Below are 21,307 nucleotides of genomic sequence, written 5' to 3'. Positions count from 1 at the left end.
GCACCTGGCGGCCTATGAGGTTGAGGTGAATTTCGCTCGGTATGGCAAGAACAGCTAAGCACCACAAGATCAAATGGACATCGACCGAAGGTAGCCCTGAGCGCTGGCTAGCCCCGTTGCCACGCCATTGAGCCGGGGCTAACGGGGTAATTGGATGCGGTATTCAGTAGTGAGTGGCAACACAGGCCCGAGTGCGATCCCAATGGGTAGACAAGCCGTCGCCAATGGTTTCCAGCACCTGCCGCTCATGCTCATGGATGAAGAAATGCCCACCCTCGAACATGTCCAGCGAAAAGTCCGAGGCAGTTTCCTCACCCCAAGCCCGCAACTGCTCCAGGCTGCTTCGATCCTCAGTCCCCCCTAAAACACGGATCGGCAGATCCAAGCGTGATCGCTGCTGGTAGCGGTAGCGGCCGCACATCAGGAAGTCGGCGCGCAGGATGGGTAGGGTCAGGGTCATTAGCTCATGGTTGGCCAGCACCTCTTCCGAAGTGCCCTGCAACTCACGCAGCTCGGTGATCAGCTCGGCATCGCTCTTGGCCTGCGCATAGCCCTTCTCGTAGTCCTCGCGCCGCGTCGGCGCCGCCGTGCCGGAGGCGAACAGCATCAGCGGCGGCGCACAAGCCAGCTCGCGCAGCGCATGCGTCAGCTCGAAAGCCAGCAAGGCACCCAGGCTATGGCCGAAGATGGCGTAGGGGCGACGCAGCTCCGGCCTCAGTTCTTTCGCCAGTTGCCGGGCCAGGGCGCACAGGTCGGTTTGCAGCGACTCATCGAGACGGGAACCCCGCCCCGGTAGCTCGACCGGTCGCACTGTCAACCAGTCCGGCAGCTTGCGCCGCCAGCGGCTGTAGACCATGGCGCTGGCGCCGGAGTAAGGCAGGCAATAGAGATTCACGACGCCCACGCTCAGTTCGTGGACGCGCTGGCCATTTCGTCCATCTTCTTGCGCAGGCTCAAGGGGCGCATGTCGGTCCACACCTCTTCGATGTATTCCAGGCATTCCTTCTTGAAGCCACTCTTGCCGGCGGCGCGCCAACCGGCGGGGATTTCCTTGTAGTCCGGCCAGATCGAGTATTGCTCCTCGTGGTTGACCACTACCTGAAAGATGATGTCGTCGCGATCGAATACCGAAGTCATGTTGTTCTCCATGAAGAGGCCCGTATGGGCGGTCAGTTTCAAGACGGGTGGAGAGGGGGGAAAATTAGTGGGGCGTGTTTTTGTGGGGGATGATTGCGTGATACTGGACTGGCAAGTTGGTGTGAGTGCTTGGTTACCTTCGGTGCTCAGGTTGCTTATCGAGTTCTGCTGATCGCTTCCGTTTCGCCCTCCCAGGCGAGTCACTTTTGCGGGCAAAAGCAACGCCATTGAGGCCTTTCGCTTGCTGTGTTGGTTGGCCCAAGGGCAAAAGCTGGATGTTCTGCGCCATCAGGTACAGGATTTTGCTCGAGTGCTCCGTCATTGCCCGGCTCTTACTGGCTTCAGGTTGTAATCCATGGAAATTAAATCATTCTGCCTCAGTAATCTTGGGCGTTTTACAGAGCTCGAAGCAGCACTTGCCCCCACACAAGACGCGCCGGGTAATGTCACGGTCTTTATTGGCAACAACGGGGCCGGTAAAACCTCGATTCTTAAAGCAATTGCCACCAGTTTAAGCTGGTTTGTGTCGAGGCTACACAGTGATAAAGGCAGTGGCAGCCCGATACCAGAGGGCGTGATTTTAAACAGCTCCGCTTCGGCAAAGATCGACATAGCCGTATTCGATGACCAGTGCTGGAAAAGCTGCAAGAGATGTTGGGCGTCCAACATGAGTTATGGTCAAAGCTGTCCAACCTTGAAGCTTCCTCCCGCGATCGTCAATTGACGGCGGTTCGAACGGCCATCAGTAATTTCATGCCCGGCTTTACTGAACTCCGTGTTAAGCGCAAACCCCGTCTGCATATGTCGATTAAGAAGGATGGGCAAACGCTGAATGTGCTGCAACTGTCCCAAGGCGAGAAATCCCTCATGGCATTGGTCGGCGATATTGCCCGACGTTTAGCCATGATGAATCCTGCACTGGAAAACCCATTGGAAGGCGATGGCATTGTGTTGATTGATGAGGTGGACATGCACCTGCATCCCAGTTGGCAACGCAGCAGCATCCAGCTGCCTGAGCCAGACCTTTCCCAATTGCCAGTTTGTACTGACCACCCATTCCCCTTTGGTGATCAGTGAATGCAGGGATGTACTGGTGTATTCCTTGGATGAGGGTGAGCTGATGCAGGTGCCCTGAATCTCCCCGCTTTTAGCGGTCACCAAAAATAGAATTGCGTGGTTAAAGCCAAGTTTGCATAGGGGTGATACCACCCAGCGCTATACTTAACCGTTCATGGTTATACGTCCATAGCCAACGTGTAGCTGAATCTTGCACCATGATACTTTGGGACTACCCACCTAATTTTAGGGGGAGGTTACGGAAGGTAGTAAAAACAGCCTAACTAAATATAGTTTTCTTAATAAATTCCCTTGAACATTCTTTCTGCATAAACTGGCTGCTCTGTTTCGAGCAATGTTATTGTGGCTATTTCTGGATGGTTCGGATTGGCAACAGCAATAACGTGCCCCCCACCGATACTCAGCGCCACACTCGGTACGAGTAAAAGTAAGGTCTCGCCACCATCTAAAAAACGATCTCCAATTTCCTGTGTACTTACAGGGTACGGGAAGCTTTGCCAGTCTTCTGGGAGAGACTTCAAGTCCAAAATAGTGATCGATGGATCTTTAACTTCATAGATCGCTTTACAGAATGCAGCAGGCACAAGCCTAGGTGAGGGCAGATAGTTTGCTGCCTCAACTAATGCCGTTGCCATATCTAGGGCAAAGTAGATAACAGGATGGCCGCTGCTATTCCATCGAGCACCGTCTTCGAAACTGGCACCTCGTCCGTTGAATACCCCAGCGAAATTTTTATGGGTCACCCTAAAAAGCCGCATCAGCTAAATTCACCAAATTGAATCTTGCGCAATGCAACTCTCACCATTTCTCTCCCCGCGTTACTGTCTAGCAATGAAGCTGGAATTTCACCACCCAAAGCAGGAATAGGAGTGTTCATCCAATCTCTCGCCAACTCTAGTGACCCAAAAATATCAGCGGCTAACATATAAACGCGGACGGTATCCAACATACTGTCTGCAATAAATCCAGGTAAAACCTTTAGCCTGAAAAGCTTGCTGAAATTGGTGGCATCTTTTCCTGTAACCCGACTGAACAGTTCCCGATCATTGATCGTAGCTACCGCTGCCTTTAAAGCAGTTCCTGTCACACCAGAACGTAGTGCTTTTAAGTATCCAACTGGAGTCCTGATATCGAACTCAGGAACGATTGAACTGAGTTGATCCGATGGTCTCAAGGTACTCATTGGGTGTCTCCGTACAAGTAGTTTCATCCGTTGAATCATATACTTGAAGGCAGGATTAGTCAAAATAACTATTTAATTAAGTAATTTGTACTATTTTAGCGGATTTACTGATCAATTTTGCGCGAAAAACCCCGTACTTCTAGTGCAGGGATGGATAGCGCGGGCGGTGTAGCCTCCCTAAAGTGGCCTTAATTCAGTTAGCATTGCCCCATGAAGCAGACCAAGAGCCTTAAGGTTCGGGTTCAAGATAAACACGCTATGCTCCTGCAACAGATGGCTCGCAGCCTGAACTTTGTCTGGAACTACCTAAACGAACTCAGCACTTGATCCATTCGGAAGCGCGGTCGTTTTCTGTCTGCCTTTGATATGCCCCCTTATACCAAGGGCGCTAATAAAGACTTGGGACTGCATGCTCAAACTCTGCAAGAAATCGCCTGCGAATACGTCACAAGCTGTAAGCAGTTTAAAAAGTCACCCCTGAACTGGCGTAAATCAGGAGGTGTTCGGCGTTCACTCGGTTGGATACCCGTTAACACTGGAGCAGCAAGCTGGAGGAATGGTCAGGTTTACCACAATAGCCATTACTTCAAAATGTGGGACAGCTACGGCCTGAGTCAGTACCGTTTTCGTTCAGGCAGCTACGAAGATGCCCATGCTTTAGAGGTCATCGCCCATTGCCTGTCAGAACGCCCCGTGATGAGCCTCGGGCCTGTTGACGTTTTGTCGTAAAGGCATTGAGGAACAAGAGCAAACCCGCAGAATCGAGGCTCCTACACCCATAACCCTGCGGATTTGCAATGCCCCGATTACTGCTCAGCGACGAGTTTTGGTCGAAGCTCGAAAAAATTCTGCTTCAGCACGCGATTTACCACAAGCCCAACCTGCGAAGGACGGTTGAAAGTATGCTCTACCGAATGCGCGTCGGCTGCCGTTGGAGGGATTTGCCCAATACCTTTGGAGACTGGAGCTCCATCTACACTGATCAACCTGCCCTGCCGAAGTGATTGTCGCGGACAAAGGCTATGACAGTGAATGCCTCCGAGATCAGATCCCGCAGCAGGGAGGCCGCTCTGTCATTCCACGCAAGCGCCGCTCAAGGGTGAATAGAGGCTTATACCGCTATAGGCATTGTCAGGTCTTCGGTTGCCCCCATGCTGTATTCGGTTTGCGAATGGCTAAACGCCGGGGCTTGAGGCCATTCCCTGTGGCGTTTGGCTCGTTGTTGCTCTGGATGGGGCTTCGTTGGGCCCGCGCGGTATGCAGCTTTTTGTAGCTGTCGATCAAACGCAGATGCCGGTCGAGTCCTTCCAACTTCATGCTGGTGGGTGTCAGGCCGTAAAAACGCACGCGGCCCTCCAGCGAGCCCAAAGCGGCGTCCATGCGCTCATCGCCAAACATGCGCCGGAAATTGGCCTCGTAGTGAAGCATATCCAGCTCGCTGTCCAACGCCACTTCCAATACGACATTCAGGGCCTGATAGAAGAGGCCGCGCTCGGCGGTGTTGTCGTTGTACTGGAGGAGCATTTCTACAAAGTCCTTCGCGTCCTCAAAACGCTTGAGCGCAAGGCAGATCAGCAGCTTCAGTTCAAGAATGGTCAGTTTGCCCCATACCGTGTTGTCGTCAAATTCGATACCAATCAAGGTCGTGATGTCGGTGTAATCGTCGGCATCGCAATCTTCTAGGCGCTCGAGCAAGGCCTTTAGTGGCTCATCCTCCAGACGGTGCAGGTTGAGGATGTCTTCACGAAAGGCCAGTGCCTTGTTGGTGTTATCCCAGATCAAATCCTCTACCGGATAGATCTCTGAGTAGCCGGGCACCAGGATGCGGCAAGCCGGTGCGCCCAGTTGCTCGTACACCATCATGTAGCTTTCTTTGCCCAGTACCTTGAGGATGCCAAACAGGGTGGCGGCCTCTTCGGCGTTGGAGCATGTGCCTTGGCCAGAGAAGTCCCACTCGACAAACGCAAAGTCCGCTTTAGCACTGAAGAAGCGCCAAGACACCACCCCGCTGGAGTCAATAAAGTGTTCGACAAAGTTGTTGGGTTCAGTCAGCGCATGGCTGTCAAAGGTTGGCTGAGGTAGATCGTTCAGACCTTCAAAGCTGCGCCCTTGCAGCAACTCCGTCAGGCTGCGTTCCAGTGCGACCTCAAGGCTTGGGTGCGCACCGAAGGAAGCAAAAACACCGCCGGTACGCGGGTTCATCAGAGTGACGCACATCACCGGAAATTGTCCGCCCAAAGAGGCATCCTTCACAATCACCGGGAAGCCTTGGGCTTCTAAGCCCTGAATACCGGTAAGGATACTGGGATACTTGGCCAGCACTTCTGGAGGTACATCCGGGAGGGCCAGTTCGTTTTCCAGAATTTCGCGCTTTACTGCCCGCTCAAAGATTTCGGACAGGCACTGCACCTGCGCTTCGGCCAGGGTATTGCCCGCACTCATGCCGTTGCTCAGAAATAGGTTTTCAATCAGGTTAGACGGAAAATACACCGTCTTACCGTCCGATTGGCGAACAAAGGGTAGGGAGCAGATGCCGCGCGCGGTATTACCTGAATTGGTGTCGTACAGATGGGAGCTGCGCAGCTCGCCATCCGGGTTGTAAATCTTTAAACAGTAGGCATCCAAGATTTCTCGGGGTAAGGCATCGTTGCGGCCCGGTTTAAACCAGCGCTCTTCGGGATAATGCACGAAGGCGGCGTTGGCGATTTCCTCTCCCCAATACTGGTCGTTATAGAAGAAGTTGCAATTCAGCCGCTCAATGAACTCCCCCAGCGCCGAGGCCAAGGCACTTTCTTTAGTGGCCCCCTTGCCGTTGGTGAAGCACAGAGGAGACTGGGCATCGCGGATATGCAACGACCAGACATTGGGCACAATGTTGCGCCACGAAGCGATCTCAATCTTCATCCCCAAATCCGCGATAATGCCCGACAGATTGGCGATGGTTTGCTCCAGTGGCAAATCCTTGCCCGGAATGTAGGTCGCCTGATCGGCCGTTCCATTGGGTATCAACAGCGCTTGGGCATCGGCATCTAGGTTTTCCACTTCCTCGATTACAAACTCTGGCCCAGTCTGTACCACCCTCTTTACCGTACAACGCTCTATGGAGCGCAGGATGCCTTGGCGATCCTTCTCCGAGATATCCGCCGGTAACTCCACTTGAATCTTGAAGACCTGTTTGTAGCGATCCTCTGGATCAACAATATTGTTCTGCGACAGGCGGATATTGTCGGTGGGGATGTTTCGCGTCTCACAGTAGAGCTTTACGAAGTAGGCGGCGCACAGGGCTGACGACGCCAAAAAGTAGTCGAAGGGGCCGGGAGCCGAACCCTCGCCTTTATAGCGAATCGGCTGATCAGCGATCACAGTGAAATCGTCGAACTTGGCTTCGAGACGGAGTTTATCGAGAAAGTTGACCTTGATTTCCATGCGAGAAATACCACGTATGTCTTTGATCTGGCTTATCTGCTGATCAGTTGAATGCTGTAGGGATACGGATTAAAGATCATTCTTCGGCGGGCTAATCTGCGGAAAACCGTCATTTAAAAACCGATGGGTAAAAATACCAGATTTTTGATGATCTTTGAGCGCGTCCTCGACAGACCTATCCGCCAAAATTAGCACCATGAGCTTGGTGAGATTTCCATTTAACCCGTGAGCGATGGAGATCTCGAATGAACAAGCGTTATAGCGAAGGACAAATCATCAAAGCGATTCATCAAGGCGATGAAAGTGCATGAAGTAGGGGCTAAGGTTGACAACCTCTGTCGCAGGCTCGGAATTGCCTGCGCACATTTACAACGGGTACCGCAAGTACGCAGGACTGGAAGTTAATGAGGCCAAACCTTTGAAAAACCTCGAAGCCGAAAGAGGATGAGCCGTTAATGACTAACTATCCGAGGGGCACAGCTTCCGTCTGGTTTAACCTAATTGACGACTTCAACCGTGAAGCCTTGGCTTATGCTTTAGTGGTCTTACGACAGTGTACCAGTGCGTCACGGATCATGAAGTTGACCAAGGTAGGGGAAACCCCAAGTTCCTTAGCAATGTCCTTCTGGGGTACGCCATGTAGGCGATACATCTCGAAGGCATAGCGCGTGCGTGCCGGTAGCTCTTGTAAGGCCGCATCGATAGCAGCCAGAGCGTGTTGGTTGATATGGGTGGTTTCGGGAGAGGCACCGGGGATCGAAACATTTAGGCCTTCTTCCTCGCTGCCGTTATAGCGCAACTCCATGGCTTGCCTGCGGTAGTGGTCGATGGCTAGGTTGCGGACGATCTGAAACAGGTAGCCGAGCTGGGCCTTCAGTGAGGACTGGATCCGCGGCGCATTATGTAGTCTGAAAAAAGCATCCTGAACGACGTCTTCAGCCCTAGAAGGGCAGCCAGTAATGCGTGCTGCGACCTTAACTAAGATCAAGCGATTGTCAACAAACGCCTGAAGTAGGGGTGAATTACACGTACTTGTGAGAAGTTGTTCCGGCATGGAGGTCACCTTGCGGCCTGTAGGAGCATGCATAACTGGGACGCATATTCAGAAACAAAGTATTTCTAATGATAAGGATTGTCAATATCAATTAGATTTTGTCATCAGCCTAGGCTTTTAAGCGCTTCTTCTCCTAATTATCCCCGCTTTTTATCCGTTCTCTAGTCGATGTTCTGGCCCGTCGGAGTTCTCGTAGAGGATCAAGCTCATGCGTTTCATGTTCGAACACTTGTGTTAGCAGCGTTGCACATGAGCGCCCTGTAATTGATCTACCTACTGTACTCAGGGGATAGCACCATGCTCTATCAGCTTTCCAGTTGACTGGTGGCTGGGCAGTGCCCCCGGCTGCTCTTGTATTTCCCCTTTCAACCGACCGCAAGCCTTGAATCGGCTCAGGTGAAGACATGATGGATGCATTCGAAACCCCCACCACTCTGGTTCAGGCCCTGCGCCGTCGTGCCGAACAGATGCCCGAGCGCCTGGCGCTGCGTTTTCTCGAGGAGGATGACGGTGAGGGCGTGCTGCTCAGCTACGCCGACCTCGACCGGCGTGCACGCGCCATTGCTGCAGCCCTGCAAACGCACGCTGATCTGGGTGACCGTGCGGTGCTGCTGTTCCCCAGTGGGCCCAACTATGTCGCGGCATTCTTCGGCTGCCTGTACGCCGGCGTGATCGCCGTGCCGGCCTACCCGCCGGAGTCGGCGCGCCGTCACCACCAGCAGCGTTTGCAGTCGATCATCGCCGATGCCGAGCCGCGCCTGATCCTGACCACTGCGGATCTGCGCGGGCCGCTGTTGCAGATGAACGACCAGTTGTCTTCTTCCGATGCCCCGCACCTGCTCTGCGTCGATCAGCTCGACCTGGCCGGCGCCGACGCCTGGCGCGAGCCAACGCTGCGTGGCGAGCACATCGCTTTTCTCCAGTACACCTCGGGCTCTACTGCATTGCCCAAGGGGGTGCAGGTCAGTCATGGCAATCTGGTCGCCAACGAGGTGCTGATCCGTCGAGGCTTCGGTATCGGCGACGATGACGTGATCGTCAGTTGGCTGCCGCTGTATCACGATATGGGTCTGATCGGTGGTCTGCTGCAACCGATTTTCAGCGGCATTCCCTGCGTGTTGATGTCGCCGCAGTATTTCCTCGCCAGGCCGCTGCGCTGGCTGGAGGCGGTCAGCCGTTATGGCGGCACCATCAGCGGTGGGCCGGACTTCGCCTACCGCCTGTGCAGCGAGCGTGTAGCCGAGTCCGCGCTGGAACGTCTCGACCTGAGCCGCTGGCGCGTAGCGTTCTCGGGCTCCGAGCCGATCCGCCAGGACAGCCTGGAGCACTTCGCCGGGAAGTTCGCCGCCAGTCGTTTCGATGCCTCCAGTTTCTTCGCCTGCTACGGCCTGGCCGAGGCGACGCTGTTCGTCACCGGCGGGCAGCGCGGGCAGGGGATCGCGGCGCTGCCGGTGGATGGCGAGGCACTGGCGCGCAACCGCATAGCCGTGGGCGAGGACAGCGTGCTGATGTGCTGTGGTCGCAGCCAGCCGGAGCACGCAGTATCGATCGTCGACGCGGCCAGCGGCGAGACGCTGGGTGATGACCAGGTCGGTGAAATCTGGGCCACAGGGCCGAGCATCGCCCAGGGCTACTGGCGCAATCCCGAGGCCACGGCCAAGACCTTCGTCGAGCGCGATGGCCGTACCTGGCTGCGCACGGGCGACCTGGGTTTCGTCAGAAGTGGTGAGCTGTACGTCACCGGTCGCCTGAAGGACATGCTCATCGTCCGTGGCCACAACCTCTATCCGCAGGACATCGAGCGCACCGTGGAGACCGAGGTCGCAGCGGTGCGCAAGGGACGGGTCGCGGCGTTCGCGGTCAAGGTCGACGGCGAAGAGGGGATTGGCATCGCCGCCGAAATCGGTCGTGGCGTGCAGAAGTCGGTACCGGCCCGCGAACTGATCGACTCGATTCGCCAGGCCGTGGCGGAGGCCTATCAGCAAGCACCACAGGTCGTTGTGCTGCTCAACCCCGGCGCCTTGCCCAAGACCTCCAGTGGCAAGTTGCAGCGTTCGGCCTGTCGGCTGCGTCTGGAGGACGGCACACTGGACAGCTACGCCGTGTTCCCCGGCCCGGACAGCACCGCGGAAGCGCCCCCTGCGGCGAGCGACGACGAACTGCTGGCGCGCATCGGCGCGATCTGGCAGGCACAACTCGCTGTGCCTGCGGTCGCGCCACGCGATCATTTCTTCCTGCTCGGCGGCAACTCAATTGCCGCCGCCCAGGTGGTCGCCCAGGTGCGCGACAGCCTCGGCGTCGCCATCGAGCTGCGCCAGTTGTTCGAGGCACCGACCCTGCAGGCCTTCGCCGCTGCCGTAGCCTGCCAACTGGCCGAGGGTAAGCCTGCGCAGGCGCCGATGGCGCACCTGCCGCGCGGCGTCGACCTGCCGCAGTCGGCGGCGCAGCAGCGCCTGTGGCTGACCTGGCAGATCGATCCGCAGAGCGCCGCCTACAACATTCCCGGTGGCCTGCGTCTGCGCGGTGAACTGGACGAGTCGGCTCTGCGCGGCAGCTTTCAGCGTCTGATCGAGCGTCACGAGTCGCTGCGCACGCGCTTCCTCGAGCGCGATGGTGTGGCGCTGCAGCGCATCGATGCCCAGGGGGAGCTCGCCTGGCAAACGATCGATCTTTGCGGGTTGCCCGAGGCTGAGCGTGCCGCCATTGCTGCCAGGCAGCGCGAGGCCGAGGCGCAGCAACCGTTCGATCTGGAGCAGGGGCCGCTGCTGCGGGTCAGCCTGGTGCGCCTGGATGAGCAGGAGCATCAGCTCTGGGTCACCCTGCACCACATCGTCGCCGATGGCTGGTCGCTGAACCTGCTGCTTGACGAGTTCTCGCGCCTGTATGCCGAGGCCTGTGGTGGCCAGCCGGCGAACCTGGCGCCGCTGACGCTGCACTACGCGGAGTTCGCCAGTTGGCAGCGGCAGTGGCTGGAGGCGGGCGAAGGGGCTCGCCAACTGGCCTACTGGCGCAACCAGCTGGGCAGCGAAGCGCCGGTGCTCGAACTGAGTACCGACCATCCGCGTCGGGCCAACCAGGCATCCCCGGCTGCACGCTACAGCCCGCGGCTCGACGACGCCCTGGCGCGCGCCATCCGCGACGCCGCGCTGGATCATGACGCCAGTGTCTTCATGTGGTTGCTGGCGGCATTCCAGGCGCTGCTGCACCGTCACAGCGGGCAGGGCGAGATCCGTATCGGCGTGCCCAGTGCCAACCGTCAGCGCCTGGAAACCCAGGGTCTGGTTGGCTTCTTCATCAATACCCTGGTGCTGCGCGGGGCGCCGCAGGCGCGCCAGCCATTCGCCGCGCTGCTCGGTGAGGCACGCGAAGCGACCCTGGCGGCGCAGGCCAACCAGGATCTGCCGTTCGACCAGGTGCTTGAAGCCTGCGGTGAGGGTGGCCAGCTGTTCCAGGTGTTGTTCAACCATCAGCAGCGCGATCTGTCCGTATTGCGCCGGCTGCCCGGACTGCTGGCCGACGAGTTGCCCTGGCACAGCCGCGAAGCCAAGTTCGACCTGCAACTGCAGAGCGAAGAGGACGCCCGTGGCCGCCTGACCCTCAACTTCGACTACGCCGCCGACCTGTTCGACGAAGCCAGCATCCAGCGCTTCGCTGGGCAATACCTGGAGCTGCTGCGTCAGGTGGTGGACGATCCTCAGCGTTGCCTGGGCGATGTCGCTCTGGTCGATGCCGGGCAGGCCACGCAGTTGCAGGCCTGGGGCAGTGCACCCTGCGAGCCGGCGCGCGTCTGGTTGCCGGAGCTGCTGGAGCTGCAACTGGCGTCATCCGCCGATTGCGTGGCCCTGGAGTGGGACGGCGGCAGCCTCGACTATGCCGAACTGCATGCGCGATCCAACCGCCTGGCCCACTACCTGCGTGACAAGGGCGTTGGCCCCGACGTGCGTGTGGCGATCTGCGCCGAGCGTTCGCCACAGTTGCTGATCGGCCTGCTGGCGATCATCAAGGCAGGCGGCGCCTACGTGCCGCTGGATCCGGACTATCCCGCCGAACGTCTGGCCTACATGCTGGCCGACAGCGGCGCCGAACTGTTGCTGACCCAGAGTTGGCTGTTCGAACGTCTGCCGGCCGTCGATGGCGTCACCTCGATCTGCCTGGACAATCTGCACCTCGATGGCTGGCCCAGTGCTGCTCCCGGCCTGCGACTGCACGGCGACAACCTCGCCTACGTGATCTACACCTCCGGCTCCACCGGTCAGCCCAAGGGCGTCGGCAATACCCATGCGGCCCTGGCCGAACGCCTGCAATGGATGGAGGCGACCTACGCGCTTGGCCGCGACGACGTGCTGTTGCAGAAGGCGCCGGTGAGCTTCGACGTGTCCGTGTGGGAGTGCTTCTGGCCACTGATCAGCGGCTGCCGGCTGGTGCTCGCTGCGCCCGGCGAGCACCGCGATCCGGCACGTCTGGTCGAGCTGGTGCGGCAGTTCGGGGTGACCACGCTGCATTTCGTGCCGCCGCTGTTGCAACTGTTCATCGACGAGCCTGGCGTCGCCGAAGGCACCCGTCTGCGTCGTCTGTTCTCCGGTGGCGAGGCGTTGCCAGCAGCCCTGCGCAATCGCGTGTTGCAACGCCTGCCGGGCGTGGCCCTGCACAACCGTTACGGGCCGACGGAAACGGCGATCAACGTTACCCACTGGCACTGCCGGGAGCAGGATGGCGAGCGTTCGCCGATCGGTCGTCCGCTGGGCAACGTGATCTGCCGGGTGCTGGATGGCGAATTGAGTCCGCTGCCGGTCGGTGTGCCCGGCGAGTTGTGCATCGGTGGCCTGGGGCTGGCCCGTGGCTACCTGGGGCGTCCCGGTCTGAGTGCCGAACGCTTCGTCGCCGACCCGTTCTCGGCCGATGGTGAACGCCTCTATCGCACTGGCGACCGAGCACGCTGGAGCGCCGATGGCGTGCTGGAGTACCTGGGTCGCCTCGACCGCCAGGTGAAGCTGCGCGGCTTTCGTATCGAACCCGAGGAAATCCAGGCGCGTCTGCTGGCCCAGCCGGGTGTGGCGCAGGCAGTGGTGCTGATCCGCGAGGGCGTGGCCGGCAGTCAGCTGGTGGGCTACTACACCAGCCAGGCGGGTGCCGAGACGGAAGTCGAGCAGAATGCGCGCCTGCGCAGCGCCTTGCAGGGCGAATTGCCGGATTACATGGTGCCGGCGCAACTGATGCGCCTGGCGCAAATGCCTCTGGGGCCCAGCGGCAAGCTCGACCTGCGGGCGCTGCCCGAGCCGGTGTGGCAGCAGCGTGAGCATGTCGAGCCACGCAGTGAACTGCAGCGCCGCATCGCCGCGATCTGGAGCGAGGTGCTCGGCTTGCCGCAGATTGGCCTGCGCGACGACTTCTTTGAACTCGGCGGGCATTCCCTGCTGGCCACCCAGATCGTCTCGCGCACGCGCCAGGCCTGCGACGTCGATCTGCCGCTGCGCGTGCTGTTCGAGGCCAGTGAGCTGGAGGCTTTCGCCGAACGGGTGCGCCTGCTCCAGGCCAGCGGCCAGGGTGACAGCCAGGGCGCGATCCGTCGTATCGACCGCGAACGGCCGGTACCTCTGTCCTATTCGCAGCAACGCATGTGGTTCCTCTGGCAGTTGGAGCCGGACAGTCCGGCTTACAACGTCGGTGGTCTGGCGCGTTTGAGCGGGCCGCTGGACGTGGCGCGTTTCGAGGCCGCGCTACAGGCCCTGGTGCAGCGCCACGAGACCCTGCGCACCACCTTCCCCAGCCTCGACGGTGTACCGGTACAGCGCGTGCACGGCGACGGCGGGGTGCGCATGGACTGGCAGGACTTCTCCGCACTGGATCGCGTCAACCGCCAGCAGCGCTTGCAGGCGCTCGCCGACAGCGAGGCGCATCGCCCCTTCGACCTGGAAAGCGGGCCGCTGCTGCGGGTGTGCCTGGTGAAGATGGCCGAGCGCGAACACTACCTGGTGCTGACCCTGCACCATATCGTCACCGAAGGCTGGGCGATGGACATCTTCGCCCGCGAGCTGGGTGCGCTCTACGAAGCCTTCCTCGACGAGCGCGATTCGCCACTGCCACCCTTGCCGGTGCAGTACCTGGACTACAGCGTGTGGCAGCGTGAGTGGCTGGAGGCAGGCGAAGGCCAGCGTCAGCTCGACTACTGGAAGGCCCAGCTGGGCCATGAACATCCGTTGCTGGAGTTGCCGAGCGACCGTCCACGACCGCCGGTGCAAAGCCATCAGGGCGATCTCTATCGCTTCGACCTGAGTCCCGAGCTGGCCGAGCGGGTGCGCCGCTTCAACGCCGCCCGTGGGCTGACTCTGTTCATGACCATGACCGCGACCCTGGCGACTTTGCTCTATCGCTACAGCGGCCAGCAGGATCTGCGCATCGGCGCGCCTGTGGCGGGGCGAATCCGTCCGGAGAGCGAGGGGCTGATCGGTGCCTTCCTCAACACCCAGGTGCTACGTTGCCAGCTCGACGGGCAGATGCGCGTCGACGAACTGCTGGAGCAGGTGCGGCAGACCGTGATCGACGGCCAGTCGCATCAGGATCTGCCTTTCGACCATCTGGTGGAGGCGCTGCAACCGCCGCGCAGCGCAGCCTACAACCCGCTGTTCCAGGTGATGTGCAATGTGCAGCGCTGGGAGTTCCAGCAGACCCGACAACTGGCCGGAATGACCGTCGAGTACATCGCCAACGATGCGCGAGCGACCAAGTTCGACCTCAACCTGGAGGTCACCGACCTCGACCAGCGCTTGGGCTGCTGTCTGACCTACAGCACCGACCTGTTCGACGAGCCGCGTATCGCGCGTATGGCCAGGCATTGGCAGAACCTGCTGGCGGCGATGGTCGATGAGCCACAGCATCGTCTGGCCGACTTGCCGTTGCTGGATCGCGACGAGCAACGTGGATTGCTTGCCAGCCTGGGCGGGGAGAGCGGTGAGGCGGTGTTGCAGAACACCATTCACGGTTTGTTCGCCGCCCGTGCTGCCGCCACGCCGCAGGCACCGGCCCTGACCTTCGCCGGGCAGACCCTCAGCTACGCCGAACTCGATGCCCGTGCCAACCGTCTGGCGCGCGTGCTGCGCCGCCAGGGTGTCGGCCCGGAAGTACGGGTCGGCCTGGCCCTGGAGCGCTCGCTGGAGATGGTGGTCGGCCTGCTGGCGATCCTCAAGGCCGGCGGCGCCTATGTGCCGCTCGACCCCGAGTACCCGCTCGAACGCCTGCAATACATGATCGAGGACAGTGGCGTGCGTTTGCTGCTCAGCCACGCGCAGTTGCTGGAGGCACTCGGTGAACTGCCGGCAGGCGTTGTGCGTTGGTGCCTGGAGGACGACGGCCCGGCACTGGAGGAAGAGGACGCCGCGCCACTGCCTGCTTTCAGCGGCCCGCAGCATCAGGCCTACCTGATCTACACCTCCGGTTCCACCGGCAAGCCCAAGGGCGTGGTGGTGTCTCACGGCGAAATCGCCATGCATTGCCAGGCGGTGATCGAGCGCTTCGGCATGCAGGCTTCCGACTGCGAGCTGCACTTCTATTCGATCAACTTCGACGCCGCCAGCGAACGCCTGCTGGCGCCGCTGCTGTGTGGCGCGCGTGTGGTGTTGCGTGCGCAGGGGCAGTGGGGCGCTGAAGACATCTGCGGACTGATCCGCGAACAGGGCGTGACCGTGCTCGGCTTCACGCCAAGCTACGGCAGCCAGCTCGCACAGTGGTTGCAGGGGCAGAACCGGCAACTGCCAGTGCGCATGTGCATCACCGGCGGCGAAGCGCTGACCGCTGAGCACCTGCAGCGAATTCGTCAGGCCTTCACGCCTGCGCAGTTCTTCAATGCCTACGGGCCGACCGAGACGGTGGTGATGCCGCTGGCTTGCCTGGCTCCCGAACAACTGGCAGAGGGCGCGGCCAGCGTGCCCATCGGCAGCGTGGTCGGCGCGCGTGTCGCCTACATCCTCGATGCCGACCTGGCATTGCTGCCCCAGGGCGCGACTGGCGAACTGTACGTCGGCGGTGCCGGCCTGGCGCGTGGTTATCACCAGCGCCCTGGGCTGACGGCCGAACGCTTCGTGCCCGATCCGTTCGGCACGGGTCGCCTGTACCGCACGGGCGACCTGGCACGCCAGCACGACGATGGCCTGGTGGAATACGCCGGTCGCATCGACCATCAGGTGAAGATTCGTGGTTTCCGTATCGAACTGGGTGAGATCGAGGCGCGCCTGCAGGAACATCCGCAGGTTCGCGAGGCGGCGGTGCTGGCCCTGGACAGCCCGAGCGGCAAACAACTGGCGGGCTATGTCGCCAGCGCCGTGGCCGAGCAGGACGAGAAGGCCCAGGCCGAGCTGCGCGAGGCGCTGAAGGCGCATCTCAGGCAGCAACTGCCGGACTATATGGTGCCGACCCACCTGCTGCTGCTCGCCAGCCTGCCGCTGACCGCCAACGGCAAGCTCGACCGCCGCGCGCTGCCGGCGCCCGATCCGGCGCAGGGTCGCCAGGCCTACGAGGCACCACGCAGCCTGCTGGAGCAGCAACTGGCCGACGTCTGGCGCGAGGTGCTCAACGTCGAGCGGGTCGGTCTCGGCGACAACTTCTTCGAGCTGGGCGGCGACTCGATCCTGTCGATCCAGGTGGTCAGCCGCGCGCGCCAACTGGGCATCCATTTCAGTCCGCGCGACCTGTTCCAGCACCAGACCGTGCAGAGCCTTGCCGCCGTGGCCCGCCACAGCCAGGCCAGCCAGGCGGAGCAGGGCCTGGTGCAGGGTGACAGCGCGCTGACGCCGATCCAGCACTGGTTTTTCGACCTGCCGCTGGCGCGCCGCGAGCACTGGAACCAGTCCGTGCTGCTGCAGCCGCAACAGGCGCTCGATCCCGATCTGCTGCGCCAGGCGCTGCAACGGCTGATCGAACAGCATGATGCCCTGCGCCTGAGTTTCCGGCTCGGCGACGAGGGCTGGCAGGCAACCCATCGTCCGCCGCAGGAAGAGGCGCTGCTCTGGCATGAGCGGGTGCAGTCCTTCGACGATTGCATCGAGCTGTTCGCCAAGGCCCAGCGCAGCCTCGACCTCGAACGCGGGCCGCTGCTGCGCGCGCTACTGGTGGCCGACGACACAAGCGGCGAGCAACGCCTGCTGCTGGCGATTCACCACCTGGTGGTGGACGGGGTGTCCTGGCGCATCCTGCTGGAAGACCTGCAGCAGGTCTATCGCCAGCTCGCCGCTGGCCAGCTGCTGGCGCTGCCGGCCAAGACCAGTGCCTTGTGCGACTGGGCGGCACGCTTGCAGGCCTACGCCGGCAGCGAATCGCTGCGCGAGGAACTGCTCTGGTGGCAGACCCAGCTGGGTAGCGAACAGGGCGACTGGCCTTGCGATCATCCTCAGGGCGGCAACCGCGAGGCGCTGGCGGCAAGCGTCAGCCTGCGCCTCGATGCCCAGCGCACCCGGCAATTGCTGCAACAGGCGCCGGCGGCCTACCGCACCCAGGTCGGCGATCTGCTGCTGACTGCCCTGGCACGGGTGATGTGCCGCTGGACGGGGCAGTCCTCGGCGCTGGTACAACTGGAAGGCCATGGCCGCGAGGCACTGTTCGACGACATCGACCTGACCCGCAGCGTCGGTTGGTTCACCAGCGTCTATCCGCTGCGCCTGACCCCGGCACAGGCACCGGGCGAATCGATCAAGGCAATCAAGGAGCAACTGCGTGCGGTGCCGCACAAGGGGCTCGGTCATGGTGTGCTGCGCCATCTGGCCGACCCTGTGCTGCGTGAGGCAATGGCTGCGCTGGCGCAGGCCAGGATCACCTTCAACTACCTCGGCCAGTTCGACCAGAGCTTCACCGATGCCCTGTTCCAGCCGCTGGATCAGCCCACCGGGCCGATCCATGACCAGCAGGCACCACTGCCCAACGAGCTGAGCGTCGACGGCCAGGTCTATGGCGGAGAGCTGCTGTTGCGCTGGACGTACAGTCGCGAGCGTTATGAGGAGAGCACGGTGAGTGCGCTGGCGCAGGCCTACCTCGACGAGTTGCAGACGCTGATCGCGCATTGCCTGGAGGACGGCGCCGGAGGTCTGACCCCGTCCGACTTCCCGTTGGCGCAGCTCACCCAGGCGCAGCTGGACGCACTGCCGGTAGCCGCCAGCGAGATCGAGGATGTCTACCCGCTGACGCCGATGCAGGAAGGGCTGCTGCTGCACACCCTGCTGGAGCCAGGTACCGGTATCTACTACATGCAGGATCGCTACCGGATCAACAGCGAACTCGACCCCGAGCGTTTCGCCGCTGCCTGGCAGGCGGTGGTCGCCCGCCACGAGGCGCTGCGAGCGTCCTTCGTGTGGAACGCTGGCGAGACCATGCTGCAGGTGATCCACAAACCGGGTCGGGTGCGCATCGAGTTCCTCGACTGGAGCGAGCTGCCCGAGGAGGGCCACGAAGCGCGTCTGCAAAGCCTGCACAAGCGCGAGCGCGAGGCCGGTTTCGAGCTGCTCAAGGAGCCGCCGTTCCACCTGCGCCTGATCCGCCTGGGCCAGGCGCGCTACTGGTTCATGATGAGCAACCACCACATCCTCATCGATGCCTGGTGCCGTGGCCTGCTGATGAACGACTTCTTCGAGGTCTACACTGCCCTCGGCGAAGGACGCGCGGCCAACCTGGCGACGCCGCCACGCTACCGCGACTACATCGCCTGGCTGCAGCGTCAGGATCTGCAGCAGTCGCGGCACTGGTGGGGCGAGACGCTGCGTGGCTTCGCGCGTCCGACCCCGATCCCCAGCGACCGCCCGTTGCTGCGCGAGCATGCCGGCGACAGCGGCGGGATGATAGTCGGCGACCACTATACGCGCCTGGATGCCAGCGAGGGCGCACGTTTGCGTGAACTGGCGCAGCGCCATCAGCTCACCGTCAACACCTTCGCCCAAGCCGCCTGGGCGCTGACCCTGCACCGTTACAGCGGCGAGCGTGACGTGCTGTTCGGCGTCACCGTGGCCGGGCGTCCGCTGGACATGCCGCAGATGCAGCGCACCGTCGGCCTGTTCATCAACAGCATCCCGCTGCGCGTGCAATTGCCCGCTGCCGGCCAGCCCTGCACGGTGCGCGAGTGGCTCACGCACTTGTTCGAGCGCAACCTGCAACTGCGCGAGCACGAACACCTGCCGCTGGTGATGATCCAGGAAAGCAGCGAGCTGCCCAAGGGCCAGCCGCTGTTCGACAGCCTGTTCGTGTTCGAGAACGCGCCCGTGGAGGTGTCGGTGCTGGATCGTGCGCAGAGCCTGAACGCCAGTTCCGACTCCGGGCGAACCCACACCAACTTCCCACTCACCGTGGTCTGCTACCCGGGCGACGACCTCGGCCTGCACCTGTCCTATGACCAGCGCTACTTCGAGGCGGCCACCATCGAGCGCCTGCTCGGCGAGTTCAAACGCCTGCTGCTGGCGCTGGCCGATGGTCTGCATGGCGATGTACGCGAGTTGCCGGTGTTGGGCGAGGCAGAACGCGCTTTCCTGCTCGAAGGCTGCAACCGCAGCGAAGCTGAATATCCGCTGCAGCAGGGCTATGTGCGGCTGTTCGAGGCGCAGGTGGCGGCGCATCCCGAGCGTATCGCCGCCAGTTGCCTGGAGCGTCAGTGGAGCTATGCCGAGCTGAACCGCAGGGCCAACCGTCTTGGCCATGCTTTGCTCGCTGCCGGAGTCGGCATCGACCAGCCGGTGGCACTGCTGGCCGAACGCGGTCTCGACCTGCTGGGCATGATCGTCGGCAGCTTCAAGGCCGGTGCCGGCTATCTGCCGCTCGACCCCACTCATCCGACTTCACGCCTGACCCGTATCGTCGAGCTGAGCCGTACCCCACTGCTGGTCTGCACCCAGGCCAGCCGTGAACAGGCACTGGCGTTGTTCGACGAACTGGGCTGCGCCTGTCGCCCGCGTTTGCTGGTGTGGGACGAAATCCAGCAGGGCGAGACGCCTGAGTATGATCCGCAGGTGTACAGCGGGCCGCAGAACCTTGCCTACGTGATCTACACCTCAGGCTCCACCGGCCTACCCAAGGGCGTGATGGTGGAGCAGGCGGGGATGCTCAACAACCAGTTGAGCAAGGTGCCCTACCTGGCGCTGGACGAGCGTGACGTGATCGCCCAGACCGCCTCGCAGAGCTTCGACATTTCGGTCTGGCAGTTCCTCGCCGCCCCGTTGTTCGGTGGCCGTGTGGTGATCGTGCCGAACGCCATCGCCCATGATCCACAGGGCTTGCTGACGCATGTGCGCGAACAGGGCATCACGCTGCTGGAAAGCGTGCCGTCGCTGATCCAGGGCATGCTCGCCGAGGAGCCGCAGGCACTGGGCGGGCTGCGCTGGATGCTGCCCACCGGTGAGGCCATGGCACCGGAGCTGGCACGGCAGTGGCTTTCGCGCTATCCGCAGGTCGGCCTGGTCAATGCCTATGGCCCGGCGGAATGCTCCGATGATGTAGCGTTCTTCCGCGTCGACCTGGCTTCCACCCAGGGCATCTACCTGCCGATCGGCAGCCCCACCGATAACAACCGGCTGTATCTGCTCAGCCCCGACGATGCCTTCGAATTGGTGCCGCTGGGTGCGGTGGGTGAGCTGTGCGTGGCGGGCAGTGGGGTGGGCCGTGGCTATGTCGGCGACCCGCGGCGTACCGCTCAGGCTTTCGTGCCGCATCCGTTCGGAGCAGCGGGCGAGCGCCTGTACCGCACCGGCGACCTGGCGCGGCGACGCAGCGATGGCGTGCTGGAGTACGTCGGGCGTATCGATCACCAGGTGAAGATCCGTGGTTTCCGTATCGAGCTGGGCGAGATCGAGGCGCGCCTGCACGAGCGAGCCGACGTGCGCGAGGCGGCGGTTGCCGTTCAGGAAGGGCCGAGTGGCAGTTACCTGGTGGGGTATCTGGTGCCTGCCGATGCGCAGCGTTTCGCCGATGCCTTGTCAGCCAGCCTGGTGGTGGCGCAGGGCGAGTGGTTCGAAGCGATCAAGCAGCAACTGCGCAGCGAACTCCCTGACTACATGGTGCCGCTGCACTGGATGGTACTGGAACGGATGCCGCTCAACGCCAATGGCAAGCTCGACCGCAAGGCGCTGCCGGCCCTGGATATCGGTCAGGTGCAGAGCCAGGCCTACCAGGCGCCACGCAACGAACTGGAACAGACCCTGGCGCAGATCTGGGCCGAGGTGCTGAAGCTGGAGCGGGTCGGGGTGTTCGACAACTTCTTCGAGCTGGGCGGGCATTCGCTGCTGGCCACGCAGATCGCCTCGCGGGTGCAGAAGGCCCTGCAGCGCAACGTGCCGCTGCGGGCGATGTTCGAGTGCAGCACGGTGGAGGAACTGGCGAGCTATATCGAGTCGCTGGAAAACAGCGCGATCAGCGAGCAGAAGGCCAGCCGCCTGAGCGACCTGATGGCGCGTCTTGAAGCCCTGTAG

8 protein-coding genes and 4 pseudogenes are annotated in these 21,307 nt (G+C 61.4%); 6 read left to right on the top strand and 6 right to left on the bottom strand.

Translation table 11 applies throughout. The annotated features are described in order from the left end of the window. Nucleotides 1-163: 163 nt before the first annotated feature. Both LX59_RS13590 and LX59_RS13585 read right to left on the bottom strand, forming a co-directional pair. Nucleotides 164-904, bottom strand: a complete 741-nt coding sequence (locus tag LX59_RS13590) for a thioesterase II family protein (protein ID WP_144572752.1) — start codon at nucleotides 902-904, stop codon at nucleotides 164-166. Nucleotides 905-906: 2 nt separating this feature from the next. Continuing rightward, complete coding sequence (locus LX59_RS13585) at nucleotides 907-1,137, bottom strand: MbtH family protein (RefSeq protein ID WP_144572749.1); 231 nt, start codon at nucleotides 1,135-1,137, stop codon at nucleotides 907-909. Between the two features lie 355 nt (nucleotides 1,138-1,492). Between LX59_RS13585 and LX59_RS13580 the strand changes: the two are divergent. Beyond that, a pseudogene (locus LX59_RS13580) lies at nucleotides 1,493-2,257 on the top strand (AAA family ATPase); the annotation flags it as partial. Nucleotides 2,258-2,492: 235 nt separating this feature from the next. Here LX59_RS13580 and LX59_RS13575 read toward each other — a convergent pair. Together LX59_RS13575 and LX59_RS13570 are read right to left on the bottom strand one after the other, a co-directional pair. Next, nucleotides 2,493-2,957, bottom strand: coding sequence for an RES family NAD+ phosphorylase (locus tag LX59_RS13575; RefSeq protein WP_170234384.1), 465 nt, complete (start codon nucleotides 2,955-2,957; stop codon nucleotides 2,493-2,495). A 14-nt stretch (nucleotides 2,958-2,971) separates the two neighbouring features. Further along, complete coding sequence (locus LX59_RS13570; protein ID WP_170234383.1) at nucleotides 2,972-3,397, bottom strand: antitoxin Xre/MbcA/ParS toxin-binding domain-containing protein; 426 nt, start codon at nucleotides 3,395-3,397, stop codon at nucleotides 2,972-2,974. A 366-nt stretch (nucleotides 3,398-3,763) separates the two neighbouring features. Between LX59_RS13570 and LX59_RS13565 the strand changes: the two genes are divergently transcribed. The 3 genes and pseudogenes from LX59_RS13565 to LX59_RS16200 form a co-directional block, all read left to right on the top strand. Continuing rightward, entirely contained in the window at nucleotides 3,764-4,126 is a 363-nt protein-coding gene (locus LX59_RS13565; protein ID WP_246118762.1) for a hypothetical protein, read from the top strand. 68 nt (nucleotides 4,127-4,194) lie between these two features. Continuing rightward, nucleotides 4,195-4,363: pseudogene (locus LX59_RS16205) on the top strand (transposase); the annotation flags it as partial. A 28-nt stretch (nucleotides 4,364-4,391) separates the two neighbouring features. Beyond that, nucleotides 4,392-4,526, top strand: a pseudogene (locus tag LX59_RS16200) (IS5/IS1182 family transposase); the annotation flags it as partial. Nucleotides 4,527-4,528: 2 nt separating this feature from the next. Here LX59_RS16200 and LX59_RS13555 read toward each other — a convergent pair. After that, nucleotides 4,529-6,823, bottom strand: coding sequence for an OsmC domain/YcaO domain-containing protein (locus LX59_RS13555; protein ID WP_144572741.1), 2,295 nt, complete (start codon nucleotides 6,821-6,823; stop codon nucleotides 4,529-4,531). A 245-nt stretch (nucleotides 6,824-7,068) separates the two neighbouring features. Between LX59_RS13555 and LX59_RS16195 the strand changes: the two are divergent. Beyond that, a pseudogene (locus LX59_RS16195) lies at nucleotides 7,069-7,262 on the top strand (transposase); the annotation flags it as partial. Between the two features lie 90 nt (nucleotides 7,263-7,352). Here the strand turns inward: LX59_RS16195 and LX59_RS13550 are convergent. Then, nucleotides 7,353-7,877, bottom strand: coding sequence for an RNA polymerase factor sigma-70 (locus LX59_RS13550; RefSeq protein WP_144572738.1), 525 nt, complete (start codon nucleotides 7,875-7,877; stop codon nucleotides 7,353-7,355). A gap of 404 nt (nucleotides 7,878-8,281) precedes the next feature. Between LX59_RS13550 and LX59_RS13545 the strand changes: the two genes are divergently transcribed. After that, a complete protein-coding gene (locus tag LX59_RS13545; protein WP_144572735.1) occupies nucleotides 8,282-21,307 on the top strand; it encodes a non-ribosomal peptide synthetase in 13,026 nt (4,341 codons plus the stop codon).

It is taken from the genome of Azomonas agilis (assembly GCF_007830255.1).
Lineage (GTDB): Bacteria > Pseudomonadota > Gammaproteobacteria > Pseudomonadales > Pseudomonadaceae > Azomonas > Azomonas agilis.
This window is presented reverse-complemented; position numbering and strand designations above follow the sequence as displayed.